31 protein-coding genes are annotated in these 19,496 nt (G+C 61.9%); 29 read left to right on the top strand and 2 right to left on the bottom strand.

The window, feature by feature from the left end; all coding sequences use genetic code 11:
- Positions 1-2: 2 nt before the first annotated feature.
- The 27 genes from rpsS to truA all read left to right on the top strand — a co-directional run bounded on the left by rpsS (position 3) and on the right by truA (position 15,356).
- A complete protein-coding gene (gene rpsS / locus M1L53_RS17105; RefSeq protein WP_003940820.1) occupies positions 3-284 on the top strand; it encodes a 30S ribosomal protein S19 in 282 nt (93 codons plus the stop codon).
- Entirely contained in the window at positions 281-685 is a 405-nt protein-coding gene (gene rplV / locus M1L53_RS17100) for a 50S ribosomal protein L22 (RefSeq protein WP_003940717.1), read from the top strand. Before rpsS ends, rplV begins: the two co-directional genes overlap by 4 nt.
- Positions 685-1,491 (top strand): 30S ribosomal protein S3, encoded by an 807-nt coding sequence (gene rpsC / locus M1L53_RS17095; protein ID WP_003941003.1) that lies wholly within the window; start codon positions 685-687, stop codon positions 1,489-1,491. Before rplV ends, rpsC begins: the two co-directional genes overlap by 1 nt.
- A gap of 3 nt (positions 1,492-1,494) precedes the next feature.
- Entirely contained in the window at positions 1,495-1,911 is a 417-nt protein-coding gene (gene rplP / locus M1L53_RS17090; RefSeq protein ID WP_003940899.1) for a 50S ribosomal protein L16, read from the top strand.
- On the top strand, positions 1,911-2,147 hold the full coding sequence (gene rpmC / locus M1L53_RS17085; RefSeq protein ID WP_003940734.1) for a 50S ribosomal protein L29: 237 nt from the start codon (positions 1,911-1,913) through the stop codon (positions 2,145-2,147). Before rplP ends, rpmC begins: the two co-directional genes overlap by 1 nt.
- The gene (gene rpsQ, locus M1L53_RS17080) at positions 2,144-2,425 is read left to right on the top strand and encodes a 30S ribosomal protein S17 (RefSeq protein ID WP_003941020.1); all 282 of its coding nucleotides are present in this window, start codon (positions 2,144-2,146) and stop codon (positions 2,423-2,425) included. The genes rpmC and rpsQ overlap by 4 nt, the downstream gene beginning before the upstream one ends.
- A 346-nt stretch (positions 2,426-2,771) precedes the next feature.
- A complete protein-coding gene (gene rplN / locus M1L53_RS17075) occupies positions 2,772-3,140 on the top strand; it encodes a 50S ribosomal protein L14 (protein ID WP_003940951.1) in 369 nt (122 codons plus the stop codon).
- Positions 3,140-3,457, top strand: coding sequence for a 50S ribosomal protein L24 (rplX, locus tag M1L53_RS17070; RefSeq protein ID WP_003941019.1), 318 nt, complete (start codon positions 3,140-3,142; stop codon positions 3,455-3,457). Before rplN ends, rplX begins: the two co-directional genes overlap by 1 nt.
- Before the next feature lies 1 nt (position 3,458).
- Complete coding sequence (gene rplE / locus M1L53_RS17065; protein ID WP_003940924.1) at positions 3,459-4,025, top strand: 50S ribosomal protein L5; 567 nt, start codon at positions 3,459-3,461, stop codon at positions 4,023-4,025.
- A 4-nt stretch (positions 4,026-4,029) separates the two neighbouring features.
- The gene (locus tag M1L53_RS17060) at positions 4,030-4,215 is read left to right on the top strand and encodes a type Z 30S ribosomal protein S14 (protein ID WP_003940698.1); all 186 of its coding nucleotides are present in this window, start codon (positions 4,030-4,032) and stop codon (positions 4,213-4,215) included.
- Between the two features lie 451 nt (positions 4,216-4,666).
- Entirely contained in the window at positions 4,667-5,065 is a 399-nt protein-coding gene (gene rpsH / locus M1L53_RS17055) for a 30S ribosomal protein S8 (protein WP_003940873.1), read from the top strand.
- Between the two features lie 14 nt (positions 5,066-5,079).
- Positions 5,080-5,619 carry a 50S ribosomal protein L6 gene (rplF, locus tag M1L53_RS17050; RefSeq protein ID WP_003940970.1) on the top strand — a complete coding sequence of 180 codons (540 nt, stop codon included), beginning with the start codon at positions 5,080-5,082 and terminating at the stop codon, positions 5,617-5,619.
- A gap of 1 nt (position 5,620) precedes the next feature.
- Positions 5,621-6,028, top strand: a complete 408-nt coding sequence (gene rplR, locus M1L53_RS17045; protein WP_003940996.1) for a 50S ribosomal protein L18 — start codon at positions 5,621-5,623, stop codon at positions 6,026-6,028.
- A gap of 31 nt (positions 6,029-6,059) precedes the next feature.
- Positions 6,060-6,731: a 30S ribosomal protein S5 gene (gene rpsE, locus M1L53_RS17040; protein WP_003940718.1), complete on the top strand. Its 672-nt coding sequence runs from the start codon at positions 6,060-6,062 to the stop codon at positions 6,729-6,731.
- Positions 6,731-6,910 (top strand): 50S ribosomal protein L30, encoded by a 180-nt coding sequence (gene rpmD, locus M1L53_RS17035; protein ID WP_003940751.1) that lies wholly within the window; start codon positions 6,731-6,733, stop codon positions 6,908-6,910. Before rpsE ends, rpmD begins: the two co-directional genes overlap by 1 nt.
- A 2-nt stretch (positions 6,911-6,912) precedes the next feature.
- On the top strand, positions 6,913-7,356 hold the full coding sequence (gene rplO / locus M1L53_RS17030) for a 50S ribosomal protein L15 (RefSeq protein WP_003940829.1): 444 nt from the start codon (positions 6,913-6,915) through the stop codon (positions 7,354-7,356).
- 276 nt (positions 7,357-7,632) lie between these two features.
- Positions 7,633-8,952 carry a preprotein translocase subunit SecY gene (gene secY / locus M1L53_RS17025; RefSeq protein WP_003940773.1) on the top strand — a complete coding sequence of 440 codons (1,320 nt, stop codon included), beginning with the start codon at positions 7,633-7,635 and terminating at the stop codon, positions 8,950-8,952.
- Positions 8,949-9,494 (top strand): adenylate kinase, encoded by a 546-nt coding sequence (locus M1L53_RS17020; protein ID WP_003940868.1) that lies wholly within the window; start codon positions 8,949-8,951, stop codon positions 9,492-9,494. The genes secY and M1L53_RS17020 overlap by 4 nt, the downstream gene beginning before the upstream one ends.
- A complete protein-coding gene (gene map, locus M1L53_RS17015; RefSeq protein WP_003940806.1) occupies positions 9,494-10,291 on the top strand; it encodes a type I methionyl aminopeptidase in 798 nt (265 codons plus the stop codon). Before M1L53_RS17020 ends, map begins: the two co-directional genes overlap by 1 nt.
- Before the next feature lie 313 nt (positions 10,292-10,604).
- Entirely contained in the window at positions 10,605-10,826 is a 222-nt protein-coding gene (gene infA, locus M1L53_RS17010; protein WP_003418601.1) for a translation initiation factor IF-1, read from the top strand.
- Positions 10,827-10,916: 90 nt separating this feature from the next.
- Positions 10,917-11,030 (top strand): 50S ribosomal protein L36, encoded by a 114-nt coding sequence (rpmJ, locus tag M1L53_RS17005; protein ID WP_003938068.1) that lies wholly within the window; start codon positions 10,917-10,919, stop codon positions 11,028-11,030.
- Positions 11,031-11,280: 250 nt separating this feature from the next.
- The gene (gene rpsM / locus M1L53_RS17000) at positions 11,281-11,655 is read left to right on the top strand and encodes a 30S ribosomal protein S13 (protein WP_003940834.1); all 375 of its coding nucleotides are present in this window, start codon (positions 11,281-11,283) and stop codon (positions 11,653-11,655) included.
- Positions 11,655-12,068 (top strand): 30S ribosomal protein S11, encoded by a 414-nt coding sequence (gene rpsK, locus M1L53_RS16995; protein WP_003940683.1) that lies wholly within the window; start codon positions 11,655-11,657, stop codon positions 12,066-12,068. The genes rpsM and rpsK overlap by 1 nt, the downstream gene beginning before the upstream one ends.
- Before the next feature lie 22 nt (positions 12,069-12,090).
- The gene (gene rpsD / locus M1L53_RS16990; RefSeq protein ID WP_003940769.1) at positions 12,091-12,696 is read left to right on the top strand and encodes a 30S ribosomal protein S4; all 606 of its coding nucleotides are present in this window, start codon (positions 12,091-12,093) and stop codon (positions 12,694-12,696) included.
- A 120-nt stretch (positions 12,697-12,816) separates the two neighbouring features.
- Entirely contained in the window at positions 12,817-13,878 is a 1,062-nt protein-coding gene (locus M1L53_RS16985; RefSeq protein ID WP_003941016.1) for a DNA-directed RNA polymerase subunit alpha, read from the top strand.
- 29 nt (positions 13,879-13,907) lie between these two features.
- Complete coding sequence (rplQ, locus tag M1L53_RS16980) at positions 13,908-14,465, top strand: 50S ribosomal protein L17 (RefSeq protein WP_054188117.1); 558 nt, start codon at positions 13,908-13,910, stop codon at positions 14,463-14,465.
- A gap of 6 nt (positions 14,466-14,471) precedes the next feature.
- Positions 14,472-15,356 carry a tRNA pseudouridine(38-40) synthase TruA gene (truA, locus tag M1L53_RS16975; protein WP_054188118.1) on the top strand — a complete coding sequence of 295 codons (885 nt, stop codon included), beginning with the start codon at positions 14,472-14,474 and terminating at the stop codon, positions 15,354-15,356.
- A gap of 57 nt (positions 15,357-15,413) precedes the next feature.
- Here the strand turns inward: truA and M1L53_RS16970 are convergent, their stop codons facing one another.
- The gene (locus M1L53_RS16970; RefSeq protein WP_019747558.1) at positions 15,414-16,556 is read right to left on the bottom strand and encodes an acyl-CoA dehydrogenase family protein; all 1,143 of its coding nucleotides are present in this window, start codon (positions 16,554-16,556) and stop codon (positions 15,414-15,416) included.
- Positions 16,557-16,613: 57 nt separating this feature from the next.
- Here M1L53_RS16970 and M1L53_RS16965 point away from each other — a divergent pair, with 57 nt between their 5' ends.
- Both M1L53_RS16965 and M1L53_RS16960 read left to right on the top strand, forming a co-directional pair.
- The gene (locus tag M1L53_RS16965) at positions 16,614-17,192 is read left to right on the top strand and encodes a TetR/AcrR family transcriptional regulator (protein WP_003940885.1); all 579 of its coding nucleotides are present in this window, start codon (positions 16,614-16,616) and stop codon (positions 17,190-17,192) included.
- A 22-nt stretch (positions 17,193-17,214) separates the two neighbouring features.
- On the top strand, positions 17,215-17,772 hold the full coding sequence (locus M1L53_RS16960; RefSeq protein WP_003940967.1) for an NADPH-dependent FMN reductase: 558 nt from the start codon (positions 17,215-17,217) through the stop codon (positions 17,770-17,772).
- Between the two features lie 16 nt (positions 17,773-17,788).
- On the opposite strand, the gene eccE is transcribed toward M1L53_RS16960, so the two are convergent.
- Positions 17,789-19,429 carry a type VII secretion protein EccE gene (gene eccE, locus M1L53_RS16955; RefSeq protein ID WP_054188119.1) on the bottom strand — a complete coding sequence of 547 codons (1,641 nt, stop codon included), beginning with the start codon at positions 19,427-19,429 and terminating at the stop codon, positions 17,789-17,791.
- Between the last annotated feature and the right edge of the window lie 67 nt (positions 19,430-19,496).

Genomic DNA, 19,496 nt, shown 5'->3' with positions numbered 1-19,496 from the left:
GGATGCCACGCAGCCTTAAGAAGGGCCCGTTCGTCGATGACCACCTCCTCGCGAAGGTGGATGTACAGAACGAAAAGGGAACCAAGCAGGTCATCAAGACCTGGTCCCGTCGTTCGACAATCATCCCGGACTTCATCGGCCACACGTTTGCAGTTCACGACGGCCGCAAGCACGTCCCCGTGTTCGTTTCCGACTCCATGGTCGGACACAAGCTCGGAGAGTTTGCACCGACCCGCACGTTCAAGGGTCACATCAAGGATGATCGGAAGGCGAAGAGGCGATGAGCAACACCGAAACCGCCAACCCGACTGCCAAGGCTGTAGCGAAGCACGTTCGCGTTACGCCGATGAAGGCACGTCGAGTTGTGGACCTGGTCCGCGGGCGCTCGGTTGAAGACGCCCTGAACATCCTGAAGTTCGCGCCGCAGGCAGCGAGCGAGCCGGTCGCCAAGGTGATCGCCTCCGCAGCAGCCAACGCCGAGAACAACCTCGACCTCGACCCCAGCACGCTTGTCGTTGCTACGGCGTTCGTGGACGAGGGCGCGACCCTCAAGCGGTTCCAGCCGCGTGCACAGGGACGTGCGTTCCGTATTCGCAAGCGCACCAGTCACATCACCGTGATCGTGGAGAGCCTGCCGAAGACCGGAACATCGACCCGTAATCGCCGGAAGGGAAGTGCTCAGTAGTGGGCCAGAAAATCAACCCGCACGGCTTCCGTCTCGGCATCACCACCGACTGGAAGTCTCGCTGGTACGCAGACAAGCAGTACGCGGAGTACGTCAAGGAAGACGTCGCGATCCGTAAGCTCCTCGCCACCGGCATGGAGCGCGCAGGAATCGCGAAGGTCGAAATCGAGCGCACCCGTGACCGTGTTCGCGTGGACATCCACACTGCACGTCCGGGCATCGTCATCGGCCGCCGCGGCGCCGAAGCCGATCGCATCCGCTCCGAGCTCGAGAAGCTGACCGGCAAGCAGGTTCAGCTGAACATCCTCGAGGTCAAGAACGCAGAAGCTGAAGCACAGCTCGTCGCACAGGGTGTGGCCGAGCAGCTCTCGAACCGCGTTGCCTTCCGTCGTGCAATGCGCAAGGCCATCCAGTCGGCCATGCGTCAGCCCAACGTCAAGGGAATCCGCGTTCAGTGCTCCGGTCGTCTCGGCGGCGCCGAGATGTCCCGGTCGGAGTTCTACCGCGAAGGCCGTGTGCCGCTGCACACGCTTCGTGCGGACATCGACTACGGCCTCTACGAGGCCAAGACCACCTTCGGTCGCATCGGCGTCAAGGTCTGGATCTACAAGGGCGACATCGTCGGTGGCAAGCGTGAGCTCGCCGCCAACACGGCCGCACCGGCCGGGGATCGCCCGCGTCGTGAGCGTCCGAGCCGTCCGCGTCGTTCCGGTGCCACCGGTACCACTGCGACCAGCACCGAGGCCGGCCGCGCAGCGACCGCAACCGCCGATGCTCCCGCAACTGAACAGAATCAGGAGGGCTGACGCATGTTGATCCCACGGCGGGTCAAGCACCGCAAGCAGCACCACCCGAGCCGTTCGGGTGCCGCCAAGGGCGGTACCCAGGTGACCTTCGGTGACTACGGCATCCAGGCTCTCGAGCCTGCCTACATCACCAACCGGCAGATCGAGTCCGCTCGTATCGCCATGACTCGGCACATCAAGCGTGGCGGCAAGATCTGGATCAACATCTTCCCGGATCGCCCCCTCACGAAGAAGCCGGCCGAAACCCGAATGGGTTCCGGTAAGGGTTCGCCCGAGTGGTGGATTGCCAACGTCAAGCCCGGACGCGTTCTGTTCGAGATGACATACCCCAACGAGGAGATTGCTCGTGAGGCCCTGCGCCGCGCGATGCACAAGCTCCCGTGCAAGTGCCGGATCGTGACCAGAGAGGAGCAGTTCTGATGGCTACTGGAACCCCAGCAGCAGAGCTCCGCGAGCTCAGTGAAGACGAGCTGGTCACCCGGCTCCGTGAGTCGAAGGAAGAGCTTTTCAACCTTCGTTTCCAGATGGCTACCGGCCAGATGGACAACAACCGACGACTGCGCACCGTTCGTCACGAGATCGCGCGCATCTACACCGTCCTGCGTGAGCGTGAGCTCGGACTCGCTGTGGGTCCGGATGCAGGTGACGCGGCATGAGTGAGGAAAAAGCAGTGAGCACAGAAGAGCGCGCGAGCCGTAAGGTCCGTGTCGGATACGTCGTGTCCGACAAGATGGAAAAGACGATCGTGGTCGAGCTCGAAGACCGCGTCAAGCACAAGCTCTACGGCAAGATCATCCGCCGTACGACCAAGGTGAAGGCGCACGACGAGAACGGCGTTGCCGGCGTCGGCGACCGCGTTCAGCTGATGGAAACCCGTCCGCTGTCCGCGACGAAGCACTGGCGTCTGGTCGAGGTCCTCGAAAAGGCCAAGTAAGCCTGATCGAATCCTCGAGCTGATCGAGTATCACCGAATGGCCCGCTTCCCCTTGGGGGAGTGGGCCATTCGGCTTTCCGGGGGCTTTCGGGGCTTTCCGGGCGAAGGGTTCGAGTTGCGTCGAGTACGGCTGATTTGGTATTCGGTGAACCCTTCCCTACAATAGAACGGTTGCCTGTGGCAGAGGTGTGTCTTCACGTGCGCAGCTCGAACGGTGCTTGCAGTGATCGTCTCCCGACGTCAGTCGGTGGGACTGCAGCTCAGACACGACGCAGGTGGCAACAATGACCGCGCGCACCGGGTCGGTAATCCGTTGCGCACGAAATTCCAGGTCTAGGGAGATCAAGTGATTCAGCAGGAGTCGCGAGTTCGCGTCGCTGATAACACGGGTGCCAAGGAAATCCTTTGCATCCGCGTTCTCGGCGGTTCGTCACGTCGCTACGCCGGGATCGGTGACGTCATCGTCGCCACCGTCAAGGACGCAATCCCCGGTGGAAACATCAAGAAGGGTGAGGTCGTCAAGGCCGTCATCGTTCGCACGACCAAGGAGCGCCGTCGTCCGGACGGTTCCTACATCAAGTTCGACGAGAACGCTGCAGTGCTCATCAAGGCTGACAGTGATCCCCGTGGAACCCGCATCTTCGGACCCGTCGGCCGTGAGCTGCGCGAGAAGAAGTTCATGAAGATCGTTTCGCTTGCCCCGGAGGTGCTGTGATGAAGGTGCACAAGGGTGACACCGTTCTGGTCATCGCCGGCAAGGACAAGGGCGCGAAGGGCAAGGTCATTCAGGCCTACCCCGCGACCGACAAGGTCCTCGTCGAAGGCGTGAACCGAATCAAGAAGCACACCGCGGTTTCCGCGAACGAGCGCGGAGCATCCTCCGGCGGCATCGTCACGCAGGAAGCCCCGATCCACGTTTCCAACGTTGCAGTCGTCGACTCGGACGGAAACCCCACCCGCGTGGGCTACCGCACCGACGAAGAGTCCGGCAAGCGCGTTCGGATTTCCCGGAAGAACGGGAAGGACATCTGACATGACCTCCACCGAAAACAAGGTCCAGCCGCGCCTCAAGGCACGCTACCGCGCTGAGATCAAGGACGCGCTCAACAGCGAGTTCGACTACTCGAACGTCATGCAGATCCCCGGCGTCGTCAAGGTTGTCGTCAACATGGGCGTCGGCGACGCTGCCCGTGACGCCAAGCTGATCAACGGCGCTGTCCATGACCTGTCGCTGATCACGGGCCAGAAGCCCGAGATCCGCAAGGCACGTAAGTCCATCGCGCAGTTCAAGCTCCGCGAAGGTATGCCCATCGGTGCACGCGTCACCCTCCGTGGTGACCGCATGTGGGAGTTCCTGGACCGCCTCGTGTCTGTCGCTCTGCCCCGTATCCGCGACTTCCGCGGTCTCTCGGGCAACCAGTTCGACGGCAACGGCAACTACACGTTCGGCCTCAACGAGCAGTCGATGTTCCACGAGATCGACGTGGACAAGATCGATCGCCCCCGCGGCATGGACATCACCGTCGTGACCACCGCAACCAACAACGAAGAAGGCCGTGCACTGCTCAAGCACCTCGGCTTCCCGTTCAAGGAGAACTGAGCGCATGGCTAAGAAGGCATTGGTCAACAAGGCCAACAAGAAGCCCAAGTTCGCGGTTCGCGCCTACACCCGCTGCCAGCGGTGCGGTCGCCCGCACTCGGTGTTCCGCAAGTTCGGCTTGTGCCGTATCTGCGTTCGCGAGATGGCTCACGCCGGCGAGCTTCCCGGAGTTCGCAAGAGCTCTTGGTGATCTGAGGCCCTCGGGCTTCGTCACACCACGCATGTGAATGGGCGTGGGTTCCTTTGGAACCCACGCCCATTCGTGGTTTTCATCGAGATGTGAATCGTGCCGATCCTGAAAAGAACTGCCCCGCTGCGACTCTGGTTGAAAGCGATCATCGTTCGTCGGTGTCGTTCTTCGGTGCCGAACGAGCAGTTCAGATTTCGGGGTGCGTCGATAGCTTCCCGATCGCATCCTTCGGGCGGCAGTGGGGGAGGCGACATGGGATCCCGGTGGACACCTGCGCCAAAGTTCCCTACACTAGAGCGGTTGCCGTGGCTGACGCATGCGTTCAGCTCGGTGCGGTAACTTACGCCGTCTGACACAAGTCGGACGGCCCAGCCGAATTGCTGGAGGCCCACGATCGGATTCGTCCGGTGTTGCATGGGAACCACAGCGAGAAAGGTGTCGAGGTCGACCTATGACCATGACTGACCCCATCGCAGACTTCTTGACGCGTCTGCGCAACGCCAACACGGCGTACCACGATGAGGTGAAGCTTCCCCACTCGAAGATCAAGGCGAACATCGCCGAGATCCTCAAGCGCGAGGGCTACATCTCCGATTTCCGTACCGAAGACGCAGAGGTCGGCAAGACCCTCATCGTCGATCTGAAGTACGGTCCCAGCCGCGAGCGTAGCCTCGCCGGCGTGCGTCGCGTTTCCAAGCCCGGTCTCCGGGTTTACGCGAAGTCCACCAACCTGCCCAAGGTCCTCGGAGGCCTCGGCGTGGCCATCATCTCCACGTCGTCCGGTCTGCTCACCGATCGCCAGGCGGCCAATCAAGGAGTAGGCGGGGAAGTCCTCGCCTACGTCTGGTAAGGGAGGCCACCACAATGTCGCGTATTGGAAAGATTCCGGTCACCGTCCCCGCGGGCGTTGACGTCACGATCAGCGGCCAGGATGTCACCGTCAAGGGTCCCAAGGGCACCCTCGCGCTGACCATCTCCGAGCCCATCGCAATCGAAAAGGCAGAGGACGGCTCGCTGAGCGTCACGCGCCCCGACGACGAGCGTCGTAGCCGCGCGCTGCACGGTCTGTCGCGGACCCTGGTTGCGAACATCATCACCGGTGTCACCGAGGGTTACACGAAGAAGATGGAGATCCACGGTGTTGGTTACCGTGTGGCACTGAAGGGCAAGGACCTCGAGTTCGCGCTCGGCTTCAGCCACCCGGTGCCGATCGAGGCTCCTGAAGGCATCACCTTCGTCGTCGAGTCGCCCACCCGGTTCTCGGTGTCCGGCATCGACAAGCAGAAGGTCGGGCAGATCTCGGCCAACATCCGTCGTCTCCGTCGTCCGGACCCGTACAAGGGTAAGGGCGTGCGTTACGAGGGTGAGCAGATCCGCCGCAAGGTCGGAAAGACGGGTAAGTGATATGAGCCAGACTGCAAACCAGAAAGCCAAGCGGATTCCGCTGGGCAAGGATGCGTCCACCAAGCGTCGTCTCTCGAAGACGCGTCGTCACTTCCGTCTCCGCAAGAAGGTCTCCGGCACGCCCGAGCGTCCCCGCTTGGTCGTCAACCGGTCCTCGCGCCACATCCACGTCCAGCTCGTGGACGACCTGGCCGGCCACACCCTGGCCTCCGCGTCGACCATCGAAGCAGACGTGCGCGTGGCAGAAGGCGACAAGAAGGCTGCGAGCGCGAAGGTCGGTCAGCTGATCGCCGAGCGCGCCAAGGCTGCCGGCGTGGAAGCAGTTGTCTTCGACCACGGCGGACACGGCTACCACGGTCGCATCGCGGCCCTGGCAGACGCGGCTCGCGAAGGCGGGTTGAAGTTCTGATGACCAACATTTTCAACGGAAGGACAGCCTGATGCCGGGACGTCAAAGGCGTGACGGCGGAAGCGGACCCGCCGGACAGAATGGCCCCAACAGCGGTGACAACAGCAACGCTCGTGGGGACAACCGTGGTGGCGGCCGTGACCGTCGCGACGGTGGCCGTGGCGGAAACGCTGCGGAGAAGTCACAGTTCATCGAGCGCGTTGTCACGATCAACCGCGTTTCCAAGGTCGTCAAGGGTGGTCGTCGCTTCAGCTTCACCGCTCTGGTGATCGTCGGAGACGGCAACGGACTGGTCGGCGTCGGCTACGGAAAGGCCAAGGAAGTTCCCGCGGCCATCCAGAAGGGTGTCGAGGAGGCTCGCAAGAGCTTCTTCCGCGTCCCGATGATCGCCAACACCATCACTCACCCCGTTCAGGGTGAGGCTGCTGCCGGCATCGTCATGCTTCGCCCGGCAAGCCCCGGTACCGGTGTTATCGCCGGTGGCGCTGTGCGCGCCGTGCTGGAGTGCGCTGGTATCGCGGACATCCTGTCGAAGTCGCTCGGTAGCGACAACGCCATCAACGTCGTGCATGCGACCGTTGCTGCGCTCAAGGGTCTGCAGCGTCCCGAGGAAGTTGCGGCTCGCCGCGGCCTCACCCTCGAAGAGGTTGCACCCGCCGGCATGCTTCGCGCTCGCGCACAGGCTGCTGGGAGTGTGAAGTAATGGCAGATCTCAAGGTCACTCAGATCAAGAGCATCATCGGGACCAAGCAGAACCAGAAGGATTCTCTGCGCACGCTGGGTCTCAAGGGCATCCGTCAGACCGTTGTTCGTGAGGACAACGCACAGAACCGCGGTCTGATCAACGTGGTGCGCCACCTCGTAACAGTTGAGGAGGTCTAACCATGACCATCAAACTGCACCACCTGCGCCCCGCTCCGGGATCCAAGTCCAACAAGATTCGTGTTGGACGCGGTGAGGGCGGCAAGCGTGGTAAGACCGCAGGTCGCGGTACCAAGGGCACCAAGGCACGTAACACCGTGCGCGTGGGCTTCGAGGGTGGACAGATGCCGCTTCACATGCGTCTGCCCAAGCTCAAGGGCTTCACGAACCCGTTCCGCGTCGAGTACCAGGTCGTCAATGTCGGCGACATCGCCCGTCTGTTCCCCGAAGGTGGAGCAATCACGGTCGAGGATCTCGTCGCCAAGGGCGCAGTCCGCAAGAACCAGCTCGTCAAGGTTCTGGGCGACGGCGAACTGACAGTTGCCGTTCAGGTGACCGTCGACAAGTTCACCGGTTCCGCCAAGGAAAAGATTGCTGCTGCCGGTGGTTCCGCCACCGAGCTGTGAGTGATCACGCGTAGCTAGTCCGATGGCCGCAGCGCAGCGTTTGCTGCGGTGCGGCCATCGGCGTCTACGAGGTCGTGTCACAGGTACGAGGTCGTGTCACAGATTGGTCGTGCATGCTCGGACGGGCCAGTATTCTGGTCACCGAGTGGCAAATGTATCTTCGGCTTACCCGGTTTTCGTGGTCTGCCCGCCTAGTTCCCAAATGCTCACTGTTAGAGTTCAAAAGTTCGACAGGTCAAAACGATCTGTCTCCCTACCGTCGTGCCAGGAGGATCTTTGCTTTCCGCCTTCGTCTCGGCCCTCAGGACCCCAGACCTGAGGCGGAAGATCCTCTTCACCCTCGGCTTGGTGGCTCTGTATCGGGTCGGCGCTCTCATCCCGTCCCCAGGTGTCGACTACGGCCGTGTGCGTCAGTGCATCGATATCGCCAACTCCGGTGACTCAGCAGGTATCTACTCGCTGATCAACCTGTTCTCCGGCGGCGCTCTACTGCAGATGTCGATCTTTGCGATCGGCATCATGCCGTACATCACGGCGAGCATCATCGTGCAGCTCCTGACCGTGGTGATTCCGAAGTTCGAGGAACTTCGGAAAGAAGGCCAGTCCGGCCAGGCCAAGATGACGCAGTACACGCGTTACCTGTCCATTGCTCTGGCAATCCTGCAGTCGACCGGCATCGTCGCTCTTGCGGCACGCGGACAGTTGCTCCAGGGCTGTGACGACATCATCGCCGACAAGTCGATCTTCGGACTTGTCATCATCGTGCTGGTCATGACTGCCGGTGCTGCCATGGTCATGTGGTTCGGCGAGGTCATCACCGAACGTGGCGTCGGCAACGGTATGTCCCTCCTCATCTTCGCCGGTATCGCATCGCGTATCCCGAGCGAGGGCAAGGCAATCCTCGACAGCCGTGGTCCGCTGGTCTTCGCCTTCGTCTGCCTCGCAGCGCTGCTGATCATCGCCGGTGTCGTCTTCGTCGAGCAGGGTCAGCGTCGTATCCCGGTGCAGTACGCGAAGCGGATGGTCGGACGCAAGATGTACGGCGGATCCTCGACTTACCTGCCTCTGAAGGTGAACCAGGCCGGCGTCATCCCGGTGATCTTCGCGTCTTCACTGCTGTACCTCCCGAACTTGATTGCACAGCTGACTTCGGCCAGTACAGCGGTCGACCCCAGTTGGTGGCAGCGCCTCATCAACACCTACCTGGTGAATCCGGCCAACCCGGTGTACATCGCGATCTACTTCGGCCTGATCGTCTTCTTCACGTACTTCTACGTCGCCATCACCTTCAATCCCGAAGAGCGCGCCGACGAGATGAAGAAGTTCGGCGGCTTCATCCCCGGTATCCGACCCGGTCAGCCGACCGCGGACTACCTCAACTACGTGCTGAGTCGCATCACCCTTCCGGGTGCGATTTACCTCGGCACCATTGCTGTTCTGCCCAACCTGTTCCTCGACATCGGGAATGGCGGCGGCGCGCAGAACCTGCCGTTCGGTGGCACCGCGGTGCTGATCATGGTCAGCGTCGGCCTGGACACCGTGAAGCAGATCGAGAGTCAGCTAATGCAGCGTAACTATGAAGGGTTCCTCAAGTGAGACTTGTCCTCCTTGGTCCTCCCGGTGCCGGCAAGGGCACCCAGGCCGCTATCTTGTCCGAGAAGTTCGGCGTTCCCCATATCTCCACGGGTGATCTCTTCCGCGCGAACATCGGTCAGGCCACCGCTCTCGGTGTGGAAGCAAAGAAGTACATCGACGCCGGCGAACTCGTACCGAGCTCGATCACCAACGACATGGTGAAGGCTCGCGTCGCAGAACCGGACGCAGCAAACGGTTTCCTTCTCGACGGATTTCCGCGCTCGGTCGAACAGGCTCAGGCACTCGAGGGAATCTTGAAGGATCTCGACACCAAGCTCGACGGTGTCCTCTCCTTCGTCGTCGACGAGGACATCGTGGTCGAGCGTATGCTCGCCCGCGGTCGTGCAGACGACACCGAGGACGTCATTCGCAACCGACTCCGGGTCTACCGCGACGAGACGTCACCGCTGTTCGATTACTACAAGGACAGCATCGTCTCCGTCGACGCGATCGGCGAGGTCGAAGAGGTCAACGCTCGCGCACTGGCAGCGTTGGGTAAGTAATGGTCTTCGGGCGCAAACGCAAGGTTGTTCCGTTCCGCTCCGCGGGCGAACTCGACGCGATGGCTGCTGCCGGCGCGATCGTGGGTTCGGCGCTGGTGGCGGTTCGCGCTGCGGCGAAGCCCGGTGTCAGCACTTTGGAATTGAACGCGGTCGCTGAATCCGTCATTCGTGACGCCGGCGCCGTGCCCTCGTTCCTCGGGTACCACGGCTTCACCGGCTCGATCTGCTCTTCGGTCAACGATCGCGTCGTTCACGGAATCCCTTCAGCTCAGGACATCCTGGCTGAAGGCGACCTGGTTTCCATCGACTGTGGCGCGATCCTCGACGGATGGCACGGTGACTCCGCTTGGACGTTCGGTGTCGGTGAGATCAGCGTCGCCGATCAGGAGCTCAGCGAAGCCACTCGGCTTTCCATGGAAGCCGGGATCGCGGCAATGATCGCCGGCAACCGTCTGACGGATGTTTCGCACGCGATCGAGGTCGGTACTCATGCCGCCGAGAAGTTGCACGGTCGTTCCTACGGCATCGTCGACGGATACGGCGGACACGGAATCGGCCGGGAAATGCACATGGATCCGTTCCTCGCCAATGAAGGTGCCCCGGGTAAGGGTCCTGAACTGGTTGTCGGATCTTGCCTGGCGATTGAGCCGATGCTCACGCTCGGCACCACCGACACGGTGATTCTCGACGACGACTGGACCGTTGTGACGACCGACGGGTCCCGTGCGGCGCACTGGGAACACACTGTCGCAGTGACCGAAGACGGTCCGCGGATTCTGACACTCCGGCCGGAGTAGTCGACACAGTCGCTGACAAGTGTTGGCAGCGAGCATGATTCATGTTCGAGAAGTCCCAGCCTCATTTCGAGGCTGGGACTTTTTCGGTGGGGGAGCGGTCTGTGTCGTCACCCTGACCGGAGGCGCATTTGGCCTGGTCGTTTACATCGCGTAACATGGCTAGGCGGTGCGCTATGCGCGTCGATAGTTCGTGTGCCTACGCTCGGATCACTCCGGGATCGGGCTTTCGAACTGCCGACGATCTTTCCATTGCGTGCCAATGTAACGGAAGCCGATGCACGAAGCATGCCAAACCAAACGGATCGCGGAGGATATGGCTAAGAAAGACGGGGCCATCGAGGTCGAAGGACGAGTAGTCGAGCCGCTGCCCAATGCGATGTTCCGCATTGAGCTCGAGAATGGCCACAAGGTCCTCGCCCACATCAGCGGAAAGATGCGTCAGCACTACATTCGCATCCTCCCGGAAGATCGCGTTGTCGTAGAGCTCTCGCCCTACGATTTGTCGCGCGGACGCATCGTTTACCGCTACAAGTAACGAACTTCCCGGACCTGACCTGGGTCAGGGAGAAGTATGTCTGCCGCGGTTCATCGCGGCGGGCTGCGACAAAACAGGAGATCAGAAGACGTGAAGGTTCAGCCGAGCGTCAAGAAGATCTGCGAGAAGTGCAAAGTGATTCGCCGTAACGGTCGAGTCATGGTGATCTGCGAGAACCTGCGTCACAAGCAGCGTCAGGGCTAGATCTAGCTTTTCGAAGATCTGCTTGGCAACAAGCAAAGAAGACCTCCCAGTACCAGCCATTGTTGACGAGACCCCACGCGATCGTTCACCGATCGCCAAGGTCGGACAATGGTTCACCCCCGGCACGGAGGCCGGGGCCCCACTGAGTTAGTTGATGAGATCATCTGCGCCTTCGGGCGTCGGTACTCGGCAAGAGGCACAGGGGAAGGGCTGGGAGCAGACCTCCGCACACCGATAAGGAAATGCCACCATGGCACGTCTCTCTGGTGTTGATCTTCCTCGCGAAAAGCGCATGGAGATCGCACTGACATACATCTACGGCATCGGCCGTACCCGCTCCAAGGAAATCCTTGACGCCACCGGCGTCAGCCCGGATCTCCGGAGCAAGGACCTCTCGGACGAGGACCTGGCAAAGCTCCGCGAGTACATCGAGGAGTCGCTCAAGGTCGAGGGTGACCTTCGCCGCGAGGTTCAGGCCGACATCCGTCGCAAGATCGAGATCGGCTGCTACCAGGGCCTGCGCCACCGTCGTGGTCTGCCCGTGCGTGGTCAGCGCACCAAGACCAACGCCCGTACCCGTAAGGGTCCGAAGCGCACCATTGCCGGCAAGAAGAAGGCGAAGTAATGCCCCCGAAGTCACGTAGCACCGGTCCGAAGAAGACCCAGAAGACGCGTCGCAGGGATAAGAAGAACATCCCGCACGGCGCCGCTCACATCAAGAGCACCTTCAACAACACCATCGTGTCCATCACGGACCCCGCCGGAAATGTCATTTCCTGGGCGTCTTCGGGACACGTCGGCTTCAAGGGTTCGCGTAAGTCGACTCCCTTCGCCGCTCAGCTTGCTGCTGAGAGCGCTGCCCGTAAGGCGCAGGAGCACGGTGTCAAGAAGGTTGACGTCTTCGTCAAGGGACCGGGATCCGGTCGCGAGACCGCAATCCGTTCCCTCCAGGCTGCTGGCCTCGAGGTCGGCACCATTTCCGATGTAACCCCCCAGCCGCACAACGGCTGCCGTCCGCCCAAGCGGCGTCGGGTATAGCGGGAAGGATAGGTAGAAGAAAATGGCACGTTATACCGGACCCATCACCCGCAAGTCGCGTCGTCTGCGCGTCGACCTCGTTGGAGGCGACCAGGCATTCGAGCGTCGCCCGTACCCGCCCGGACAGCACGGCCGCGCGCGTATCAAGGAGAGCGAGTACCTGCTCCAGCTGCAGGAGAAGCAGAAGGCTCGCTTCACCTACGGCGTCATGGAGAAGCAGTTCCGCCTGTACTACAAGGAGGCGAACAACCGCCCCGGCAAGACCGGCGAGAACCTGCTTCGCATCCTCGAGTCGCGTCTCGACAACGTCGTGTACCGCGCAGGCCTCGCTCGCACGCGCCGTCAGGCACGTCAGCTGGTCACGCACGGTCACCTTCTCGTGAACAACAAGAAGGTCGACATCCCGAGCTACCGCGTCTCGCAGTACGACATCATCGATGTCAAGGAGAAGTCGCTCTCCACGCTTCCGTTCCAGGTTGCGCGTGAGACCGTCGGCGATCGCCCGGTTCCCGGGTGGCTGCAGGTTGTCGGCTCGCGTCTGCGGATCCTGGTTCACCAGCTTCCCGAGCGCGCGCAGATCGACATCGCTCTGCAGGAACAGCTCATCGTCGAGTACTACTCGAAGTAAGGCGCTTCGCACCCCGTGAGTGGTTGAGGAGTCTCCGGACTCCTCAACCACTCACAGGGCCGCAGGCCCTTTCCCATCGTGGGCGTCAAATAGTGGACGTCCGTACAGGAGGAAATACCAATGCTCATTTCTCAGCGACCCACGCTGACCGAAGAGGTCATCGCTGATAACCGCTCGAAGTTCGTCATCGAGCCCCTGGAGCCAGGTTTCGGGTACACGCTCGGCAATTCGCTGCGCCGCACGCTGCTCTCGTCGATCCCCGGCGCTGCTGTCACCAGCATCCGTATCGACGGCGTTCTCCACGAGTTCACCACCGTCCCGGGCGTGAAGGAAGATGTCACCGACATCATCCTGAACCTCAAGGGCCTCGTCGTGAACTCCGAAGAGGACGAGCCGGTCACCATGTACGTCCGCAAGCAGGGCCCCGGCGCTGTTACTGCAGGCGACATCGTGCCCCCGGCAGGCGTCACCGTGAACAACCCTGATCTGCACATCGCCACCCTGAACGACAAGGGAAAGCTGGAGATCGAGCTCGTAGTCGAGCGCGGTCGTGGCTATGTCCCCGCCGTTCAGAACAAGGCGTCCGGCGCAGAGATCGGCCGTATCCCGGTCGACTCGATCTACTCGCCGGTGCTCAAGGTCACCTACAAGGTGGAGGCCACTCGCGTCGAACAGCGCACCGACTTCGATCGGCTCGTTCTCGACGTGGAAACGAAGAACTCCATCACCGCACGGGACGCGCTCGCTTCGGCGGGCAAGACCCTGGTTGAGCTCTTCGGCCTGGCCCGTGAGCTGAACGTCGAAGCAGAAGGAATCGAGATCGGACCCTCGCCTGCCGAGGCCGATCACATCGCTTCCTTCGGACTCCCCATCGAGGATCTGGACCTCACGGTCCGCTCCTACAACTGCCTCAAGCGCGAAGGTGTTCACACCGTCGGTGAGCTTGTCGGCCGTACCGAGTCCGATCTGCTCGACATCCGCAACTTCGGACAGAAGTCCATCGACGAGGTCAAGGTCAAGCTGCATTCGCTCGGCCTGTCCCTCAAGGACAGCCCCGCATCCTTCGATCCCACCACCGTTGCCGGCTACGACGCCGCCACCGGAACGTGGAGTGACACTGATGCCGGTTCCTTCGGCGATGCCGAAGGTACCGAGGACTACGCCGAGACCGAACAGCTGTAGCAGCTCAGGTCCTTTACTAGGAGATCATCATGCCCAAGCCCAAGAAGGGTGCCCGCTTCGGCGGGTCGGCTTCCCACCAGAAGGCGATTTTCGCCAATCTGGCTACCGCGCTCTTCGAGCACGGTCGCATCACCACCACCGAGTCCAAGGCCAAGGCATTGCGCCCCTACGCCGAGAAGCTCGTCACGCACGCGAAGGCCGGCACGCTGGCTCACCGTCGTGAGGTGCTGAAGGTCATCCGCAACAAGGATGTCGTTCACACCCTGTTCGCCGAGATCGGCCCGTTCTACGCGGACCGTAACGGTGGATACACCCGCATCATCAAGACGATCCCCCGCAAGGGTGATAACGCTCCGATGGCAATCATCGAGCTCGTCAAGGAAAAGACCGTCACCTCCGAGGCTGACCGCGCTCGTCGCGTCAAGTCCTCGCAGGAAGCTCCCGCCGCAGAGAACGTCGTCGAGGCCGTAGAGGCCGACGCGACCGACGCTGAGGTCGAGAACGCTGACGCAGTCGTCGAGGCCATCGAGAACGAGACCGCAACTGCGGCCGACGCTCCCGAGGCCGAAGAGGCCAAGAAGGACTAGTCTCCCTTGGTTTCGGCACACGCTGAATCGAACGAGCCCGCCGCCCCCATCGGGGACGGCGGGCTCGCTCGATTGCGGCTCGACATCTCCTACGACGGCACCGACTTCTCGGGTTGGGCCCGCCAGACCGATCTGCGCACCGTGTGCGGTGAGATCGAAGACAAGTTGGGAACGGTGCTTCGACGCCCGGTTCAGTTGACCGTTGCCGGTCGAACCGACGCCGGTGTCCACGCCACCGGTCAGGTAGCGCACGTCGACGTTCCGGGAGAGTTGCTCCCGGACGATCCGTCGCGACTCGTGCGCAGACTTGCACGATTTCTGCCCAAGGACGTTCGGGTCAAACAGATATCGGTGGTTCCGGGTGACTTCGATGCGCGCTTCTCCGCGATGCGACGCTATTACGAGTACCGGGTGACCAACGCGGCGTTCGGAGTGGAACCACTACGCGCACGCGACACCGTCTCGTATCCCAAACCACTCGATCTCGGAGCGATGCAGGAAGCGTCGAATCGGCTGCTGGGTCTGCACAACTTCGCGGCATTCTGCAAGCGTCGAGAAGGCGCCACGACGGTGCGGGAGCTGCAGCGTTTCGACTGGACCCAAGAGGGCACGGTGTTCACGGCGTACGTGAATGCCGATGCGTTCTGCTGGTCGATGGTTCGCAGTCTTGTCGGCGCAGTCCTCTCCGTCGGTGAGGGACGGCGCACCGCCGACTGGGTGGCAGGTTTGCTCGACGAAACTTCGCGGTCCAGTTCCATCCTCGTTGCGCCGGCGCACGGACTTTCGTTGGTCCGCGTGGACTACCCCGACTACTCGGAACTGGCTGCCCGCAACGCGATTACCCGTGAGACCCGCGAGATTCCGTCTTCGGGTGGATGCTGCGGCGACTGAACTTCACCATGCAAAATGCCCTCCCACTCTGTGTGGGAGGGCATTCGTACCGGGGGGCTATCCCGCCAGTTGGCGCGCGATGACCAATCGCTGAATCTGGTTGGTGCCCTCGAAGATCTGCGTGATCTTGGCCTCGCGCATGTAGCGCTCGACGGGGAAGTCCTGGGTGTATCCGTACCCGCCGAATACCTGAACGGCGTCGGTGGTGACCTTCATTGCCGCGTCGGTGGCCACGAGCTTGGCGACGCTCGCGTTGCGTGAATACGGAACTCCGGCGTCGCGGCGGCGGGCTGCATCGAGGTAGGTGGCTCGCGCGGAGTCGACTGCGGCAGCCATGTCCGCGAGCACGAAACCGAGTCCCTGGTGATCGATGATCCGCTTGCCGAATGCCTTGCGCTCCTTCGCGTAAGCGACCGCGTCGTCGAGCGCGCCTTGAGCGATTCCGACGGCAACGGCGGCGATTCCGAGTCGGCCGGAGTCGAGAGCGCTGAAGGCGATCGGCAGCCCCTGGCCGCGCTGACCGATCAATCGCTCCTCAGGAATGAAGGCGTCGTCGTAATTCGCGGAGGCAGTGGGGACCGCGCGTAGCCCCATCTTCTCTTCGGGTTTTCCGAAGCTGAGGCCTTCGGTGTCCTTGTCCACCAGGAGGCAGGAGACGCCGCGTGAACCGTCGTCACTGGTGCGTGCGAAGAGATTGTAGAAGTCCGCCTTGCCGCCGTTGGTGATCCAGGCTTTCGAGCCGTTGACGCGGTAGCCGCCGTCGGTGGGCGTCGCCTTGCACGACAACGCGGCGGCGTCGGATCCGGCCTGCGCTTCGGAAAGGCTGTACGCGCCGATGGTGTTGCCGCCCAGCATGTCCGGTAGCCAGCGCTTCTTCTGTTCGTCGGTGCCGAAGGTGAACAGCGGGAAGCACGACAGGCTGTGCACGCTCACCGCCACTGCAACCGCTGCCCAGCGTGAGGCGATCTCTTCGAGCACTTGGAGGTACACCTCGTACGGCTGATCGCCGCCGCCGAACTCCTCGGGATACGGAAGGCTCAGCAGACCCGCCTGTCCGAGTGCGGGGAACACTCCGTCTGGATACTTCTCGGCCTTCTCGTATTCGTTGACCTTGGGCGCGAGTACCTTGTCCGCGACATCACGCGTCAGTTCGATGAGATCGCGAGCTTCTTGGCTGGGCATCAGGCGTTCGACGGGCACGGTCGGCTCCTAGCTAGGTAATAGTACTGAGAACGATACTGCAGTACTGTTCTAGGTATGGCAAGGCTGGTTCACAAGACGACTGCGCGCAGGGCAGAGTTGTTCGATCAATTGGTAGAACTGTTCTTGAGTGAGGGTTTCGCCCACCTCACGCTCGACGAGATCTCAGCTCGTCTGCACTGCTCCAAGAGCACCTTGTACACCGTGGCGGCCGGCAAAGAGGATCTGGTGCGGGCTGTGACAGTGCACTTCTTCCGGGCGGCGACCGATGCAGTGGAGAGTGCAGTCGCCGCCGAAACGGCCCCGACTCGTCGAGTCGCGGTGTATCTCGAAGCAGTGGGTGATCGGCTGTCCGCGGCGTCCAGTCAGTTCATGGAAGACCTGGCCGAATCGGTGTCGGCGAGCCAGGTCTACGAGAAGAACACGTCGATCGCTGCTGATCGTGTGCGATCGCTCATCGTCGAGGGAGTCGATTCGGGCGCCTTCCGGCAGGTACACGCATCATTTGTCGCCGATGCCGCTGCGGCGACGATGGTTCGGATCCAGCAACGCGCGGTCTACCGGGCAACTGGTCTGGACGATGCCAGCGCTTATCGGGAACTGGCAGCACTCATCACGGACGGGATCACTGCGTGATCAGTCGCTAGCATCGACGTTCATGGCACCTTTGAACGTCGAAGTCATCGTAGGTTCGGTCCGCGAGGGGCGAATGGGACGAGCAGTGGCGGACTGGTTTGTCGAGCGCGCAACCGCGAACCCGTCGTGGAACGTATCGGTGATCGACCTCAGAGAGCTGTCGTTGCCCCAGGATTTCTCGGATTCACCTGCCACGGAGGTTTTCCGCCGGCGAATCGGGCGCGCCGACGCTGTTGTCGCCGTGACCTCCGAATACAACCACGGGTATCCGGCTGCTCTCAAGACCGCATTCGATTCGGTGAAACACGAGTGGCGTGCCAAGCCGATCGGATTCGTGTCCTACGGCGGGATTTCAGGTGGTGTTCGGGCCGTCGAGCAACTGAGGCAAGTGGTGGCGGAGTTGCACATGGTCTCGGTGCGTCAAAGCGTGACCATCCACCGGGTGCGTAAGCAATTCGGACACGAGCCGTACGGCGTCGATTCGATTGCGATCGATGCAAGCGAGAAGATGATTCGTGAATTGGATTGGTGGGGAAGCGGATTGCGGATGCAACGTGCAAGTGATCCCTATCCCGGCTGATCTTGGACATACGCGATCACGCCATCTGGTGAGCGTCGCCGGCTCGTGGACGGCCGATGAACGATGTCTCGGAAGCGATGGTCACCAGAGTCAGGTCGACGCGTGTACGGCCGGTTTCGACCGTGATCTTGTCACCGAGTGCGAATGGCTGGACTATCGAGATTTCAGGGTCGACCCGAGGCCATTGGCGTGGATGTCCGTACACATAGATTGCGGTCACGCCGGCACGCGGAGATAACCCCTCGACGCCGTCGAACACGACAGTGTTGAAGGCGCCCTCAGGCCCACCGCCCTGCCCGGACACGCGGAGTCGGTCAGGCACTCCCATCGAGTCGGTGAGCGCGGTCCACGCTTGCGGTCGATCGGTGTGGACGAGTACCAGTGCGCCGGTCGCGATGGCTCGAAAGATCAACTGCTGAGCCAGATAGAGTTCGCCGGCGACAAGAACGGTGTTGACGCCCGGCCCCGAAATTCTGGCCGCGACACCGTGCCCGTTTCGGTCCGAGCCGATGAGTTGGCCGCACCCGGCAAGGGGTAGAGCGAGTGAGTCGAGTGTGCCCCCGTCCATGCGAACGCCCGGCGTGATGCCGTCCAGCGCGGCCAATGCGGTTGGCAAGTTGGTCAGCAATCCGTCGCGCTGGCGCCCGCGTAGCGAGACCAAACCGGCCAGCGGTGCGTTCTCAGGTGGATTGCGCGTGGTGAAGCGACATGTCGCACTGACCTTCGCCTCTCCGCGTTGTCCGGTGGGTCGTAACCGAATTGTCACGGACGTCCCGACCGTTGCCACTGCCCACACTCGGGTCAGGGTCGCAGTGGTGATGAAACGGGGTTCGATCCCAAATCCGACGTTGGACACGCCAGGCAAGGGGGTACTTCGCCACGTTTCGGTGACCTCGTGGCCGGCCACTCCTCTTGTCACCTGGGCAGTGGACGACGCGATCTCCGGTGCGGTCAGGATCCGCGCCTTGCACCCCGCTGAATCGAGCACCCGGATGACACGATTGGCGGCAACAGCTATCGCGCGGCCGGCGCCCTGTTCGCCCCCGCCCCGGCGTTCGACTGCTGCACCACCCTCCAGCGCGTCGAAACGTAGTGCAAGCCAAACACTTCTGGTGGCGGTGGCTGGTAGTGGTCCGATGAGACGTTCGTAGACTTCGGTGGCAGGCGTTCCCGACGCGGCGCGGTATCCGTGACTGACGATGTCGATGCCGGTGAGTGAGATGTCGTGCTGATAGAGACAATTGGCGAGGGCTGCCGTGGGCAGAAGGTGGGAAGCGTCGAACGAATGTCGGCCGATCCTGGTCAGGTAGTCGCGTGGGGGAGCGATCTCGACGACAGCGACGAGCGAAGATCCGTCCACTCGGAGCCCGATGGACTGCTCGGAGGGAGTGTGAAAACTGACGATCGTGCTGCGGTCGACGTCCTTGCGGTGCAGATAGCGAAAGTACCTGACAATCCAGGACATTACCGACCAACCGCCCACATGAAGCAGCATTGATCCGGCAACCACACAACCGATTGCCAGCGCCCAGAACCAATCGAGCCCACTGGCCATCGCGATTCCGCCCGCACCGATTCCGAAAATCTGTGCCGGCACGAACTCGCGCGTCGAAATCCTGTGTGACGACGGCCAATGCTTCAACCGCGATCGGTCCACGGTTCCTCCCCGATACCTGACCTGCGAACTACCCGAAAATTTCCGCCCCAGCGGAACTGTACTGTGT

Source organism: Rhodococcus sp. T9N (genome assembly GCF_024436645.1).
GTDB classification, from domain to species: Bacteria; Actinomycetota; Actinomycetes; order Mycobacteriales; family Mycobacteriaceae; genus Rhodococcus_F; species Rhodococcus_F qingshengii.
Note: the sequence above shows the minus strand (reverse complement) of the source record. Positions and strands in the feature narration are given on the sequence as shown.

Coding starts and splice junctions, on each gene's coding strand:
- rpsK (WP_003940683.1), top strand. CDS start 11,655: ATGCCCCCGAAGTCACGTAGCACCGGTCCGAAGAAGACCCAGAAGACG.
- rplF (WP_003940970.1), top strand. CDS start 5,080: ATGTCGCGTATTGGAAAGATTCCGGTCACCGTCCCCGCGGGCGTTGAC.
- rpsE (WP_003940718.1), top strand. CDS start 6,060: ATGCCGGGACGTCAAAGGCGTGACGGCGGAAGCGGACCCGCCGGACAG.
- rpsQ (WP_003941020.1), top strand. CDS start 2,144: ATGAGTGAGGAAAAAGCAGTGAGCACAGAAGAGCGCGCGAGCCGTAAG.
- rplV (WP_003940717.1), top strand. CDS start 281: ATGAGCAACACCGAAACCGCCAACCCGACTGCCAAGGCTGTAGCGAAG.
- rpsD (WP_003940769.1), top strand. CDS start 12,091: ATGGCACGTTATACCGGACCCATCACCCGCAAGTCGCGTCGTCTGCGC.
- rplP (WP_003940899.1), top strand. CDS start 1,495: ATGTTGATCCCACGGCGGGTCAAGCACCGCAAGCAGCACCACCCGAGC.
- rpsM (WP_003940834.1), top strand. CDS start 11,281: ATGGCACGTCTCTCTGGTGTTGATCTTCCTCGCGAAAAGCGCATGGAG.
- infA (WP_003418601.1), top strand. CDS start 10,605: ATGGCTAAGAAAGACGGGGCCATCGAGGTCGAAGGACGAGTAGTCGAG.
- rplO (WP_003940829.1), top strand. CDS start 6,913: ATGACCATCAAACTGCACCACCTGCGCCCCGCTCCGGGATCCAAGTCC.
- map (WP_003940806.1), top strand. CDS start 9,494: ATGGTCTTCGGGCGCAAACGCAAGGTTGTTCCGTTCCGCTCCGCGGGC.
- rplR (WP_003940996.1), top strand. CDS start 5,621: ATGAGCCAGACTGCAAACCAGAAAGCCAAGCGGATTCCGCTGGGCAAG.
- rpsH (WP_003940873.1), top strand. CDS start 4,667: ATGACCATGACTGACCCCATCGCAGACTTCTTGACGCGTCTGCGCAAC.
- rpmC (WP_003940734.1), top strand. CDS start 1,911: ATGGCTACTGGAACCCCAGCAGCAGAGCTCCGCGAGCTCAGTGAAGAC.
- rpsS (WP_003940820.1), top strand. CDS start 3: ATGCCACGCAGCCTTAAGAAGGGCCCGTTCGTCGATGACCACCTCCTC.
- rplQ (WP_054188117.1), top strand. CDS start 13,908: ATGCCCAAGCCCAAGAAGGGTGCCCGCTTCGGCGGGTCGGCTTCCCAC.
- rpmD (WP_003940751.1), top strand. CDS start 6,731: ATGGCAGATCTCAAGGTCACTCAGATCAAGAGCATCATCGGGACCAAG.
- rplX (WP_003941019.1), top strand. CDS start 3,140: ATGAAGGTGCACAAGGGTGACACCGTTCTGGTCATCGCCGGCAAGGAC.
- rplE (WP_003940924.1), top strand. CDS start 3,459: ATGACCTCCACCGAAAACAAGGTCCAGCCGCGCCTCAAGGCACGCTAC.
- M1L53_RS17060 (WP_003940698.1), top strand. CDS start 4,030: ATGGCTAAGAAGGCATTGGTCAACAAGGCCAACAAGAAGCCCAAGTTC.
- M1L53_RS16965 (WP_003940885.1), top strand. CDS start 16,614: ATGGCAAGGCTGGTTCACAAGACGACTGCGCGCAGGGCAGAGTTGTTC.
- M1L53_RS16960 (WP_003940967.1), top strand. CDS start 17,215: ATGGCACCTTTGAACGTCGAAGTCATCGTAGGTTCGGTCCGCGAGGGG.
- M1L53_RS16985 (WP_003941016.1), top strand. CDS start 12,817: ATGCTCATTTCTCAGCGACCCACGCTGACCGAAGAGGTCATCGCTGAT.